This is a genomic window from Microbacterium sp. NPDC079356 (assembly GCF_049545465.1).
Lineage (GTDB): Bacteria > Actinomycetota > Actinomycetes > Actinomycetales > Microbacteriaceae > Microbacterium > Microbacterium gawkjiense.
Map to the genome: position 1 here is coordinate 285930 of NZ_JBMWDN010000001.1, position 13910 is coordinate 299839.

At 74.2% G+C, this 13910-nt stretch carries 7 protein-coding genes; 5 read left to right on the forward strand and 2 right to left on the reverse strand.

Annotated elements, in window-relative coordinates; genetic code table 11:
- Nucleotides 1–151 precede the first annotated feature (151 nt).
- Together ACPEH0_RS01400 and ACPEH0_RS01405 are read left to right on the forward strand one after the other, a co-directional pair.
- Nucleotides 152–3229, forward strand: a complete 3078-nt coding sequence (locus tag ACPEH0_RS01400) for an ATP-dependent helicase (protein WP_366213206.1) — start codon at nucleotides 152–154, stop codon at nucleotides 3227–3229.
- Complete coding sequence (locus ACPEH0_RS01405) at nucleotides 3226–6507, forward strand: ATP-dependent DNA helicase (RefSeq protein WP_366213205.1); 3282 nt, start codon at nucleotides 3226–3228, stop codon at nucleotides 6505–6507. The genes ACPEH0_RS01400 and ACPEH0_RS01405 overlap by 4 nt, the downstream gene beginning before the upstream one ends.
- A gap of 24 nt (nucleotides 6508–6531) precedes the next feature.
- Here the strand turns inward: ACPEH0_RS01405 and ACPEH0_RS01410 are convergent, their stop codons facing one another.
- Nucleotides 6532–7761 (reverse strand): phosphotransferase, encoded by a 1230-nt coding sequence (locus ACPEH0_RS01410; RefSeq protein WP_366213204.1) that lies wholly within the window; start codon nucleotides 7759–7761, stop codon nucleotides 6532–6534.
- Between the two features lie 64 nt (nucleotides 7762–7825).
- On the opposite strand from ACPEH0_RS01410, the gene nudC reads away from it, so the two are divergent.
- Nucleotides 7826–8728 carry an NAD(+) diphosphatase gene (gene nudC, locus ACPEH0_RS01415; protein WP_366213203.1) on the forward strand — a complete coding sequence of 301 codons (903 nt, stop codon included), beginning with the start codon at nucleotides 7826–7828 and terminating at the stop codon, nucleotides 8726–8728.
- Complete coding sequence (locus ACPEH0_RS01420) at nucleotides 8725–10437, forward strand: ATP-dependent helicase (protein ID WP_366213202.1); 1713 nt, start codon at nucleotides 8725–8727, stop codon at nucleotides 10435–10437. The genes nudC and ACPEH0_RS01420 overlap by 4 nt, the downstream gene beginning before the upstream one ends.
- A 787-nt stretch (nucleotides 10438–11224) precedes the next feature.
- Here the strand turns inward: ACPEH0_RS01420 and ACPEH0_RS01425 are convergent.
- Complete coding sequence (locus ACPEH0_RS01425) at nucleotides 11225–12643, reverse strand: zinc-dependent metalloprotease (protein WP_253034173.1); 1419 nt, start codon at nucleotides 12641–12643, stop codon at nucleotides 11225–11227.
- A 126-nt stretch (nucleotides 12644–12769) separates the two neighbouring features.
- Here ACPEH0_RS01425 and ACPEH0_RS01430 point away from each other — a divergent pair, with 126 nt between their 5' ends.
- On the forward strand, nucleotides 12770–13906 hold the full coding sequence (locus ACPEH0_RS01430) for a YlbL family protein (protein WP_366213201.1): 1137 nt from the start codon (nucleotides 12770–12772) through the stop codon (nucleotides 13904–13906).
- Nucleotides 13907–13910: the final 4 nt, after the last annotated feature.

A 13910-nucleotide genomic window follows, 5' to 3' on the forward strand; every position in this document is an offset into this window, starting at 1 on the left:
TTTCCCGGCCCGGGTCTCCGGGCGCGTCTCGAGCCTACGACACCGGCTCCCGGCCCGGACGCGCGGGCCGCTCGCTGTCGGCGAACGGCCCGTCGGCGCCACGCGGGGCGCTGCGGGGCGGGTGTCCGTCGCTCCGGTTAGCGTGGAGCCCATGCCCGACCTGCCGTTCGCCCTCGACACGGCGCAGCAGGCCGTCGTGGGTCTCGAACCGGCGGCATCCGGTGTCGTGATCGGCGCGCCGGGATCGGGCAAGACGGCGACGCTCGTCTCCCGCGTCGTCGCACTCATCGACGACGGGATGCGTCCTGACGAGGTCGTCGTGCTCACCCCGACACGGACGGCCGCGACCGCGTTGCGCGACCGGCTCGCGGTCGGCGTGCGCGTCGCCACGAGCGGTCCGCTCGCGCGATCGGTCCCCGCCTTCGCGTACCAGGTGGTCCGGTCGCACGCCGTCCACGCGGGCGACGAGCCTCCGCAGCTGCTCACCGGGCCCGACGAGGACCGGATCATCGGCGACCTGTTGGCGGGCGATGCCGAGGACGAGGCCGACGGCCCGTCGCGCTGGCCGGAATGGCTGCCCGCCGACATCCGCAGCACTCCGGGGCTCCGGGCCGAGATCCGTGCCTTCCTCGCCGAGATGACGACGCTCGGCATCGAGCCCGAGGAACTCGCCGCGCGCGCCGCCGCCACGGACCGTCCGGTCTGGGCGTCGCTCGCCTCGTTCGCGCGGGAGTACCGCTCGGTCCGCGCGCGCATGCGCGGCGCCCACCGCGATGCCGCGGGGCTCGTGCGCGAGGCGGTCGGGCTCCTCCGCAACGCCCCCGCCGGCTCGCCGGCGCTCGGCGCGGTGGCGGGACTGCGGGCGATCCTCGTGGACGACGCGCAGGAACTGACCCTCGGCGGCGTGGAACTGCTCGAGGCGTGCCGACGGCGGGGGATCGCCGTGCTCGCCTTCGGAGACCCCGACGTGGGCTCGGGATCCTTCCGCGGCGCGCGCCCCGAGAACTTCGCCCGCCTCGCGACGCGGACGCACGTCCTGGACCGCATCCACCGCGGCACGCCCGCCCAGCGGGACCTCGTCGCCCAGGTCACCTCGCGCATCGGCGCCGCGGGACTGGTCGCCCACCGGCATCCGCCCGTCGGGGTCGAACCCGACGAGAGCCTGCGCGCCTTCGCACTCCGCTCCGAAGCGGAGGAGGTCGACCTCATCGCACGCCTGCTGCGCGAAAGGCATGTCCACGACGGCGTCCCCTGGGAGCAGCTGGCGGTCATCGCGCACGACTCCCGACAGGTGACGGCGCTCGAGGCGGAGCTGTCGGCGCGCGACGTCCCGACCGCGGCGGTGGGGCCTGCGCGCGCCCTCGCCGAGACGCCCATCGTCCGGGATCTCCTCCGGGCGGTCGACCTCGCGGCCGTCTCCGCGGAGTCACGCAGCGACGACGAGGTGCTCGACGTGCTCGTCGGCGGCGGTCTCGACCCCGTCGAACTCCGCCGGCTCCGGGCGGCGCTGCGGCACGCGGAGCTGCGCCGCGGCGGCGAGCGGTCCGCGCGCGAGCTGCTCGCGTCGGGGGTGCGTCATCCCGTGGAATTCGACGTGGTGGACACCCCGGAGGCCCGGCGCGCCGCACGACTGTCGCGCACGCTGGCCGAGGTCGCCGAGCAGATCCGGGCCGGCGCGACGGCGCACGAGCTGCTGTGGACCGTGTGGGAGCAGCGTGGGCTGGAGCGGCAGCTGCGCACGCTGGCCGACGGCCAGGGACCGCTGGCCGACCAGGCCCGTCGCGACCTCGACGCCGTCGTGGCGCTCTTCGAAGCGGCCAAGCGGCACGGCGAGCGGGAGGACGGGACCGCGCCGATCGACCACCTGCGCGCGCTGCTGCACTCCGAGGTCGCGGAGGATCGCCTCCGCACCGGCACCGTCGCCAGCGGCGTGCAGATCTCGACGCCTGCCGCGGCGCTCGGCCTCGAGTTCGACACCGTCGTCGTCGCCGGCGTGCAGGACGGCGTCTGGCCGAACCTGCGGCTGCGAGGGAGCCTCCTCGAGACGGCGCGGTTGGCCGAGGAGGACACCGACCTCGACACCGCCGACCGACGTCGCGCGGTGCTGCACGACGAGCTGCGGCTCTTCGCCCGCGCCGTATCGCGCGCCCGCTCCCGGTTGATCGTCACCGCCGTCGACGACGACGACACCGGTCCGAGCGTCCTGTTCGACCTCCTCCCGCCCGCCTCTCCGGCGCCGCGCTCGGCGGAGCACCCCCTCACGCTGCGGGGACTCGTCGCCGCGCACCGCCGCCGGCTCACCGACCCGCGGTCGTCGGAGTCCGACCGGGAGGATGCCGCGGGCCAGCTCGCGCTCCTCGCCGCGGCGGGTGTGCCGGGCGCGCATCCGGCGCAGTGGTACGGCCTCGCGGAACCCACCAGCACCGCGCCGCTGCGGGATCTCGACGTCGCGCCGCTGCGCGTGTCGCCCTCCCGCATCCATGCCCTCGAGCAGTGCCAGCTCGACTGGGCGATCGGCGACCTCGGCGGGGATCCCGGCACGGCCGTCGCCGGGCTCGGGACGCTGCTGCACGGCGCGCTCGAGCACGTCGCGACGGCGGACGAGGAGGCGCTGTGGTCGTACGTCGAGGACGGCTGGTCTCAGCTGGAGTTCGAGGCGCCCTGGATCGATGAGGCGGAGCGCCGTCGCGCGCGGGACCTCGTGACCCGGCTCGCCGCGTACCTGCGCGACACCGAGCGGGCGGGCACGACGCTCGTCGGCGCCGAACCGCACTTCGAGGTCGAGCTCCCGGTGCCGGATGCCGCGCACCCGGCGATCCTCTCGGGGTACATCGACCGCGTCGAACGCACCCGGGACGGACGCGTCGTGATCGTCGACCTGAAGACGGGGCGCAGCGAGGCGACGGGTGAGCGCGCCGCCCTCGAGAACCCGCAGCTCGCGGCCTACCAGCTGGCGTTCGAGCGCGGTGCGATCCCGGCGGCGGCGGGAGCGGAGCCCGGGGGTGCGAAACTCCTCGTCCTGAAGGGCACCCGTCACGGCCCGTACGCCGAGCCGAGGCAGGAGCCTTTCGATGACGAGACGCGGGCCGCGTTCCTGGGACGCGTCGACGAGGCGGTGCGTATCATGCGCGGCACATCGTTCGTCGCCCCGTTCGAGGAGCACTGCCGTGACGACCACACCCGCGGACTCTGCCGCATCCACACGATCGGACCGGTGAGCTCGGCGTGACCCCCGCACTCCTGAGTCCCGAGGCCGTTGCGGCGGCCCTCGGGCAGTTCCCGCCGACGGCGGAGCAGTCGGCCGTCATCTCCGCGCCGCTGGCCCCGGCGCTCGTGGTCGCGGGCGCCGGCAGCGGCAAGACCGAGACGATGGCCGGTCGTGTCGTCTGGCTCGTCGCGAACGGTCTCGTGCGCCGGGACGAGGTGCTGGGGCTCACCTTCACGCGCAAGGCCGCCGGCGAACTCGCGGAACGGATCGGTTCGCGGCTGCGTCGCCTCGGGGAGTTCGAGCGGCGCGGCCTGCTCCCGCACCTCGGTCGGCTCCACGCCGAGGGGCGGCTCGCGGTGTTCGGCGAGCTCGAGCGGTCCGGTGCTCCCGAGTCCGCTCGGCGTGCGGCGCTCGACGCCCTCGCACCCGAGTCGCCCGGCGGTGACGGCGCGGACGCCCTGCTCGAGCGGCCGGCGGTGTCGACGTACAACAGCTTCGCCGACGCCATCGTCCGCGAGAACGCCGTCCGCATCGGTCGTGATGCCGAGGCGGTCGTGATGAGCGAGTCGGCGGCGTGGCTGCTCATGCGGCAGGTCGTGCTCTCCTCCGACGACCCCCGTCTGCCCGATCGCGCCGAGCGTCCGTCGACCATCATCGACGCGGCGCTGCGGATCGCCCGCGACAGCGTCGACAACCTCGTCGAGCTGGACGACCTCGACGCGTTCTCGACGGCCTTCCAGGACGTCCTCGAGCGTCCCAGCCAGCGCGCCGGGACCTCCGTCTACGCCGAGGTGCGGACGGCGGCCGAGAAGGTGTCGGGCCTGTCCGTGCTCGTCGCCCTCGCGCGGACGTACGAGGCCGAGAAGCGCCGCCGCGGGCTCATCGACTTCTCCGATCAGGTCGCCGGGGCGCTCCAGGTGGTCCGGTCGCATCCGGCGGTGGCCGCGGAGCTGCGCGAGCGGTACCGGGTCGTCCTGCTGGACGAGTATCAGGACACGTCCGTCGTGCAGACCGACCTGCTCGCGACCCTCTTCCGGGGCACCGCCGTCATGGCCGTCGGCGACCCGCACCAGTCGATCTACGGCTGGCGCGGGGCGAGCGCGGGGAACCTGGGCGACTTCGCCCGTTCTTTCGATCCGGATGCCGCCGGCCGCAGCTACGCGCTCCTCACCAGTTGGCGCAACGGCGTCGACGTCCTGCGCGCCGCGGGTGCGGTGCTCGCTCCGCTGGACGCCCCCGTCGAGGTGGGCTCCCTCCGGCCGCGTCCGGGGGCGCCGGCGGGGCGGGTTGACATCGTGGTGGAGGACGACCTCGACGCCGAGGCGGATGCCGTCGCGGCGTGGTTCGCGGACGTCCGGGACGAGCGTCACCGCGCGGGACGGGCGACGACGGGCGCGGTCCTGCTGCGCAGCAAGAAGCACATGCTGCGCTTCGCGGACGCGCTCGGGCGTCGCGGCATCCCTCACCGCATCCTGGGGCTCGGCGGACTGCTCTCGACCCCGGAGGTCGTCGACGTCGTCTCCGCGCTGCGGGTCATCAGCGATCCGCGGTCCGGCTCCGCGCTCATCCGGCTGCTCGCCGGCCCGCGGTGGTCCGTGGGGCTCGCGGACCTCCGCGAACTCGCGCAGGTCGCGGCGCGGCTGGTGCGGCATGACACCGCCCTGCAGCCGCTGCCGACCGAGCTCGCCGAGATCATCCGCGCCTCTGCCGGCGACGAGGGCGGTTCGCTCGTCGCGGCGCTCGATTTTGTCGCGCGGCAGAAGCCCGACCACGGGTGGCTGGCCGGGTTCACCCCCGCCGCCCGGGAGCGGCTGCGCGACGCCGGAGCCGTCTTCGCGGGTCTGCGCCGGGCCGCGGGGCTTCCCATCCCCGAGCTCGTGCGACTCATCGAGAACGAGCTGCGCCTGGACATCGAGCTCGCGGCGAACGAGTCGCGCGGACCCGCGCGTACGGCCTCCGATCAGCTCCGCGCGTTCGTCGACGAGCTGCACGGGTTCTTGCAGACCGACGAGCGCGGCTCGCTGCCCAGCCTGCTCGCCTGGCTCGACCGGGCCGAGCGCATCGACGAGTTCGCGCCCCGGACGGAGCCGCCCGAGGACGATGTCGTTCAGCTCCTGACGATCCACGGATCCAAGGGCTTGGAATGGGATGCCGTCGCCGTCGTCCGTGCCGTCGAGGACGAGCTGCCCGCCGCACTCCGGGATGCGCAGGGATGGCTCGGCTTCGGCGTCCTGCCGTACTCCTTCCGCGGCGACCGCGAGTGGCTGCCCGCGTTCCTGTGGTCGGCGCACGACGCGCCGACGCAGCAAGATCTCAAGCGGGAGCACGCGGCGTTCAAGGACGGCATCCGCGAGCGACACCTCGCCGAGGAACGGCGGCTCGCGTACGTCGCGGTGACCCGGGCCCGCGAGCACCTGCTCATCTCGGCGTCCCCCTGGGCGGGGACGAAGAAGCCGCGCGTCGTGAGCCGGTTCGTCCGTGAGATCGCGGACGAACTCGAGGCGCCCCTGCCCGAGTCGGAGACGACGGAGAACCCGTACGAGGGGGCGCGGGCGACCCTCGAGTGGCCGATCGACCCGCTCGGGGCGCGGTCGGCGCGGGTGCGGGACGCGGCGGCGCGGGTGCGGCAGGCGATGGCGGCCGCCCCGGCGACACCCACGCGCGACCTCGAGCTCCTGCTGGCCGAGCGGGCCGCCCGGGCCGCGGGGCGGTCGCCGCACGCACCGACGCGCATCCCGGCATCCCGGTTCAAGGACTTCGTGGCGGACTACGGCGCGGCCGCGACCGCGGCGGCCCGGCCGCTGCCCGAACGTCCCTACCGTCAGACGCGGCTGGGCACGCTCTTCCACGCGTGGGTCGAGCAGCGTTCCGGACTGGTGGGCCGCGCGCGATCGGCCGACGACGTCCTCTGGGACGACGACGAGGACGCGACCTCGGCGTCGCCCGCGGACGCCGAGGCGCTCGACCGGCTGCGCGAGGCGTTCCTCGCCTCGGAGTGGGGGGACCTGCAGCCGATCGAGGTCGAGACCGAGATCGACTTCGTCGAACCGGATCCGCTCGGCGACGGCCGGCCGCACGTCGTCATCTGCAAGCTCGACGCCGTCTACCGCCGGGGCGACCGGATCGAGATCGTGGACTGGAAGACCGGGCGCCCGCCCCGCACCGCGGCGGAGCGCACCGAGCGGATGCTGCAGCTCGAGCTCTACCGGCGGGCGTACCACGCGAAGCACGGCGTGCCGATGGAGCGGATCGACGTCGCGCTGTTCTACGTCGCCGACGGCCTCATCCTGCGCGGGTGAACCGGCGTGCGGTCCGGGGAGGGGTCAGGCCGTGCCCGTCCACCGGCGCAGCGCGTTCTTCGCGGCGTCGTCGGGATCGCTCTCCTCGGCGGCGGGTGCGTCGTCGGTTCCCGGCCAGTCGCTGAACTCGATCGGCTCGGTCTCCTGGTCGACGGCGTCAGACGCGGCGTCGGCGTCCTCGTCGAGGAGGCCGTCGATGAGACCGGGGTCGTAGGCGTCGGTGTGCATCGAGGTGTCGACGGCCTCGGCCGCGCCGGCGGGGACGCGCCCGAGCGCGGCGATGGCGTCGTCGACGCTGATCGTCCCGCTGCCGATCGGCGGTTCGTCGCGGACGCTCTCGTCCAGCGACTCGAGCAGCGCCACGGCATCCGCGGTCACCGTCTCGGAGGCGGAATCGTGTCCGTGGACGAGCCACTTCGCGAACTCGAGCTCGGCGTGCAGGCGGGCCCGCTCGGCGAGCATGGTGTCGGGGGAGCGGCCGGCGGCGGCGCTGTAGGCGACGACGACGTCGGATGCCGCGTCGGGAGCGCTCGCGATCCAGCGCAGGTCCTCGGCCGGGTCCCCGATGCTCAGGCCGCCCCACGTCAGCAGCCCCGAGACCGTCGGCACCCCGTCGACGTCGGTCAGGGTGAAGGCGGACGGGTCGACGCCACCCAGGGTGACGGTGGGCTCGACGTTCCAGAGCGCGTCGAGGGCGACGGCGCGGCTCCAGCGGCGGAGCAGGCCGAACGGCAGACGGCCCGTCGCCTCGGCGCGGTCGAGCAGGCGCTCGGTGTCGGTGCGGACCTGCGCCGCGGTGCGGGCGGGGAGCCCCGCGCCCTGCACGATCGAGGTCGGCAGGTCGTGGATGCCGGCGATCGCCGCCGCGAGGGCGGTCGCCACCCCGCGACCCGGCGGAACGTGCGCGGCATCGACCCGGTAGCCCGGCAGGTAGGTCTGTACGCGGGCCGTGCGGGTGCCGAGGCGCGCCTGTCCGACGTGCTCGGGAGCCCGGAAGGGCAGCATGGCGCGGACCCCCGCCGTGAGGGCGGCCAGCGCCGTCGTCTCTCGGACGGCCTCGGCTTCGGCCTCGTCGCTCTCGGGGACACGCACCACGAGGCGAGAGCCGTCGTCGAGGTGGACGACGGCGCTGTCGAAACGCCGGCCCGCTCCCTCGGTGAGGGCCGCGGCGCCCGTGATGGCCGTGCGCACACCCGTCGCCTGCGAGAGAGCCGCCGTGGCAGCCGCGGCTAGAGTGAGAGGAGAGCGTGCCATGCCCCCCAGGGTAGGCGGGGCACGCCCCCGCGCACCGGCGCCACGCCCGCAAGAGAGGTCCTCGATGACGACGAAGGACGTCCCGCCGCCCCTGGCGCGCGCGGTCATCGACCGTGCGGCGCAGGAGCGACTCGACGACGGTCTGCTCGACCGCATCCGTACCGATGCCGACACCCGCGTGCTGCTGCTGCACGGCGACCGCACCCCCGTCGGCGACCCGTCGACGCTGCAGTGGGTCGCCCCCGACGCCGTCCCGGACGGAGCGGTGTGGGCCTTCCTCGGCCGCGACGACGCGCACCGCCCCGTCGCCGTCGCAGCGCTCCCGGCATCCGCGGACGAGCCCGTGATCCCGGGCGTCGAGTGGGCGGGGCTCCGCGCGGTGGGCGGCGACCTCGACGCCGACGAGGCCGGACGCTTCGTGCAGGGACTGAGCATCGGGCGGTGGTTGATCGACGCGCCGTTCTGCCCCGCGTGCGGCGGAGAGACGCGCGTCGAGCAGGCCGGCTGGTCCCGACGCTGCCTGCAGTGCGGCCGGCAGCACTTCCCGCGGACGGATCCCGCCGTGATCGTGGCCGTCGCGAGCGCCGACGGCGAGCGTCTGCTGCTCGGCCGGAACGCGGCCCGGGGCGACATCCCCACCTATTCGACGTTCGCCGGGTTCGTCGAGGCCGGCGAATCGCTGGAGACGACCGTCGAGCGTGAGGTCGCGGAGGAGGCCGGCGTCCGTCTCGATCGGATCGTGTACCGCGGGTCGCAGGCGTGGCCCTACCCGCGCTCGCTCATGCTCGGCTTCACCGCCCACGCCGTCGCGGATGCGGAGGCCCGCGCCGACGGCGAGGAGATCCTCGACGTCCGCTGGTTCACCCGCGATGAGATCCGTGACGCCCTCGCCGGTCGAGGGGAGATCCGCCTGCCCGGCCGTGCGTCCATCGCGCGCAGCCTCATCCTGCGGTGGGTGGGGGAGTGAGCGTCGACCCCCTCGCGGACCTGGACGAGCGGCAACGCGAAGCGGCGTCGACGCTGCGCGGGCACGTCTGCGTGCTCGCCGGCGCGGGGACCGGCAAGACGCGGGTCATCACCCACCGGATCGCCCACGGCGTCGACACCGGCGCGTACTCGCCGCAACGCGTCATGGCCGTGACCTTCACGACGAAGGCCGCCGGTGAACTCCGTGGCCGGCTGCGCGCCCTCGGCGTCGAGGGTGTGGCCGCGCGCACCTTCCACGCCGCCGCGCTCGCGCAGATCAACTTCTTCTGGCCGCAGGTGGCGCGCGACACCGCTCCCGCGATCGTCGACAGCAAGGTGCGACTGCTCTCGCATGCCGCCGACGGGATCGGTCTGCGGCTGGATGCCTCCACCCTCCGCGACGTCGCGTCGCAGATCGAATGGCGCAAGGTCACAATGCGCTCGATCGAGCAGTACGCGGTCGACCGCCCCGGCGGCATCCCGGGTCTGGCCCTGGACCCCCTCATCGCCCTGCAGCGCGCCTACGAGAAGCTGAAGGACGAACGGCGTCAGCTCGACTTCGAGGACGTGCTGCTCGCGTGCGCGGGCATGATCGAGTCGGAGCCGCGGGTCGCCGCCGCCGTCCACGAGCAGTACCGGCACTTCACGGTCGACGAGTTCCAGGACGTGTCCCCGGTGCAGAACCGGCTGCTGGAGCTGTGGCTCGGCGATCGCCGCGACCTCTGCGTCGTCGGCGACGCGAGCCAGACGATCTACTCGTTCGCCGGCGCCGACCCCCGCTACCTCCTGGACTTCGCCACGCGGGACGACGACGTGACGGTCGTGCGCCTGGAGCGCAACTACCGATCGGATGCCGCGGTCCTCGCGGTCGCCAACGAGCTGATGCGCGGGCGCCCCGGGGCACTGCAGCTCTCGACCCCCGCGCCCGCGGGGCCCGCTCCCGAGGTCACCGCGTACGACGACGACGCCGCGGAGGCGGAGGGCATCGCCGCGCGGATCGCCGCGCAGCTCGCGTCCGGAGTCGACCCGCACGACGTGGCCGTCCTGTACCGGCTGAACGCGCAGTCGGCGCCGCTGCTGGCCGCGCTCTCCGCCCGCGGCATCCCCGCCACCGTCCTCGGCGGCAAGCGGTTCTGGGACCTGCCCGAGGTGCGCCAGGCCCTGCTCGCCCTGCGCGGCGCCTCCGTGGCGCCGCTGTCGGGATCGTTCCTCGCGACCGTCCGCGACGTCCTCCGGTCGCTGGGGCTGACCGACGAGGCGCCGCCGGCGGGCGGGGCGTTGCGCGACGCCTGGGAGGCGCGCGCCGCCGTGCTCCGCCTCGCCGAGGAGGCGCCCGAGGGCACGACGCTCCGCGCGTTCGCCGACGAGCTGACGGCGCGCGCCAAGGCGCAGCACGAGCCGGCGATGCGGACGGTGACCCTCGCGACGCTGCACGCCGCGAAGGGTCTCGAGTGGCCGCACGTGCACCTCATGGGCCTCAGCGAGGGGCTGCTCCCGATCTCGTACGCGACGAGTTTCGAGCAGATCGACGAGGAGCGTCGCCTGACCTACGTGGGTGTCACGCGGGCCGCGCGTACGCTGTCGCTCTCGTGGGCTCGACGGTCGGGGAACCGGGAGCGTCAGCGCTCCAGATTCCTTCAGGAGATCGGCAGAGGCACGCTGCGTGAGGGCGGTGCGCGCGGGTCTCGCGCTGTCCGTCCGCCGCGGTGAGGACGACCGACCGTCCCGCGTCGCCCGTGCGCAGCAATCGGGCGGCCAGCGCCGCCGCCTCGACGAGCAGGAGCGGCTCGGTCGCGACGGACGGGCGCGCGAGCAGCTGAGCCGCGACGAGCGGCCAGCCCGCGTCGCGGTCGCACCGGTCGGCGTGGAGGCACGCGATACAGGCCGTCCGGCCCGGCACGACGAGCGGGCCGACGACAACGCGGTCGCCGGCGAGTTCGATCGGCAGATGCGGGGTGTCCTCCGCCGTGAGGCGCGCCGCGCGGTGCGGATCCATCAGCTGAGCGGCGACGACCACGACCGGGCCCGGCCCGGGCGGCAGGGCCCACCGCTCGCACGCGTCGATCTCCAGACCCGCGGCCGCGAGGCCCGCCACGAGGGTCGTCTCGTCGTCGTGGCCGAGGTCGGCGGGCAGCTCGATGCGGATCGGCGGGACCGGCGCGGCGTCGGCGACCAGAGCGTCCTGGATGCGGCTGAGAAAGGCGTTCGCCTCATCCGGACCCGCGCCCAGTTCCCGCGCGAGCGGCACGAGGCGACCGTCCGGGATGCCGTCGACCAGCGCGTCGAGCAGACGTTCCTGCCAGGGCTGCAGGCCCGTGAGCGGGCGCTCGTCGTCGATGCCGAGTTGCACGCTGGTGGGGGTGCGCCACAGCGGCGGGTGGGAGGGGGCGAGACGCAGCATGCCGCGATTCTGGCCGGGATGCCGTCACCGTCGGGTGTGCCCTCCACAGACCCGTCGTGCCGAGGGCGCGGGCGGGGGCTGTGGAGGAGGCGCGGGTCAGACGGGGCGCGGCCCGGTGGGACCGTCGTCCCCGCCCGCGGCGTCGCCCGTGGTCGGGTCGTCCTGTCCGCCGGCCTCTTCGTCGAGCAGCGCCTCGAGCGCGTCGTCGAACGCGTCGCGCTCGGGCTCCTCGCCCCGCTGACGCGCCTGCAGTCGCGCGATGAGTCCCGCCGGTTCGTCGATGTCCTCGGCCGTGGGCATCAGGTCGGGGTAGTCCCAGAGACCGTCGCGAGCAGCGGAGCCGACGGCATCCGTCACGGCGCGCCACATGGCCGCGGCCTCCCGGAGTCGTCGCGGACGGAGCTCGAGGCCGACGAGCGACGCCATCGCCTGCTCGGCAGGACCTCCGACGGCCCGGCGACGGCGGACCGCCTCGGCGATGCGGTCGGCGGAGGGCACGCGGGTGGTCGCGTCCGCCGTGACGACGTCGACCCAGCCTTCGATGGTCGCGAGCAGGTTCTCGAGCCGGGTCAGGGCCGCGACCTGCGCCTCGGAGCGCTGCGGCAGCAGGGCGCCGCTCTCGATCGCGGCCTTCAGCTCGTCGGGGGAGGACGGGTCGAACCGTGACGCGAGGTCCTCGAGCGCGTCGGTGTCGACGTGGACGCCGCGCGCGAAGTCGGTCACCTGCGAGATGACGTGCAGGCGCAGCCACTTCGCGTGACGGAACAGGCGTGCGTGGGCGAGCTCGCGGGTGGCGAGGACGAGGGCGAGCTGGTCCTCCTCGATCTCGAGGTCGCGTCCGAAGTCGGCGAAGTTCTGTGGCAGGATCGCGGCCTCGCCGGTGGGCATGAGCGGGATGCCGACATCGCCGCCGCTGACCACCTCAAGCGAGAGCTTGCCGATCACCGCGCCCAGCTGGCCGGCGAACAGCGCCCCGCCGACGCGGCGCATCAGGCGGCCGGCGCCCTCGATGGCCGGACGCATCTCCTCCGGGGTCTGCGACTCGAGCGCCGCCATGAGGGCGTCGCTGATCGAGGTCGCCACCGGCTCGGCGAGTTCTTGCCACACGGGGAGCGTCGCCTCGACCCACTGCCCGCGGGTGATCGGGCGGGGCGTCTGGGCCAGCTCGCCGATCGTCGTCGCCTCGCTGAGCCAGAGCGAGGCCAGCGCGAAGGCCTGGTCGAATTCGGTGCGCGCCCCCGCCGTGATCCCGAGTCCGTCGCGGTTGGCGATGTGGAGTGCCTGCGTCTTCGCCGCCGACCAGTCCACGCCGTCGTCGCCGTCGGCTCCCGCCATCGCCGCCTGCAACTGGCGCATGATGCTCTGCATCATGGCCGGGTCGATCCCCATCCCCGACAGCTGCCGCAGCTGGTCGGGGTCGATCCCGCCCTGACCGCCCAGCATCCGGCGGAGCATCTCGGCGAGGTCGTCGTCGCCGGGCAGATCGTCGCCGGTCCGGTCCGCGTCATCGGTCATGTCAGGCGCCTTTCAGCAGGGGGGAGACGTCTCGTTCTACGCTAATGGCAGGTTTTCTCCGCCCGGTCCGAGCGGGAGACATCCCGTGTACGCCGGCCGCGAACGAACGCCGGAGGAAGGACCCGCGTGTCGCTTTTCGAGGACGCCACCGCCACCCCGTCGCGCTCCACCGACCCGCGGCGCTCTAGCGGGTCACGTCGCTTCTCCGTGGGCGTCTGGGCGCTCGTGATCGCGTTGGTGGCGCTCCTGGTGCTGAGCTTCCTCCCGACCGGGTTCGTCATCCAGCGCCAGGGACCCGTCGTCAACACCCTCGGTTCGGCCGAGAACACCGACGGTGAGGAGGTCCCGCTCATCTCCGTCCGCGGCGCGGAGACCTATCCGACGGCCGGTGCCCTCGACCTCACCACCGTGCAGATCGCCGGGAACCGCGAACGCACCCCGTCGTGGTTCGAGCTGGCGATGGCGTGGTTCGACCCGTCCCAGGCGGTCCTGCCGATCGACCAGGTGTTCCCCGCCGGGACGACCACCGAGCAGCGCAACGAGGAGAACGCCGCCCTGATGGTCGACTCGCAGAAGGAGGCGACGGCGGCGGCGCTCACGCAGCTCGGCTACGAGGTCCGCTCGCACGTCGGCGTCGGCGCCCTCACGGAGGACTCGCCCTCGAGCGGGATCCTCGAGGTCGGCGACGAGATCGTGAGCGCCGACGGAACTCCGATCGGCGACACGGCGCAGCTCCGCTCCGTCATCAACGACGGCGGCGGCGACCCGGTCGAGCTCGTCATCCGTCGCGGTGCCGCCGAGCGCACGGTCACCGTCACCCCGGTGCGCAGCGAGACGGCGGACGGCCCGGTCTGGATCATCGGGATCACGACGGCCCGCGACTTCGACTTCCCGATCGACGTGACGATCCAGCTCGACCGCATCGGAGGTCCGAGCGCCGGTCAGATGTTCGCCCTCGGCATCATCGACACCCTGACCCCCGGCGAGCTCAACGGCGGCGAGCAGGTCGCCGGCACCGGCACGATCGACTCAGCCGGCACGATCGGTCCGATCGGCGGCATCCGTCAGAAGCTCTATGGAGCGTTGGATGCCGGTGCGGACTACTTCCTCGCCCCGCAGCGCAACTGCGACGAGGTCGTCGGGCACATCCCGGGTGACCTGCGCGTCATCCCGGTCGCGACCCTGGACGACTCGCTCGCCGCCCTCGACGCCATCCGCACGGGGGAGGGCGTCGACGACCTGCCCGTGTGCACGGTCGGCTGAGCGC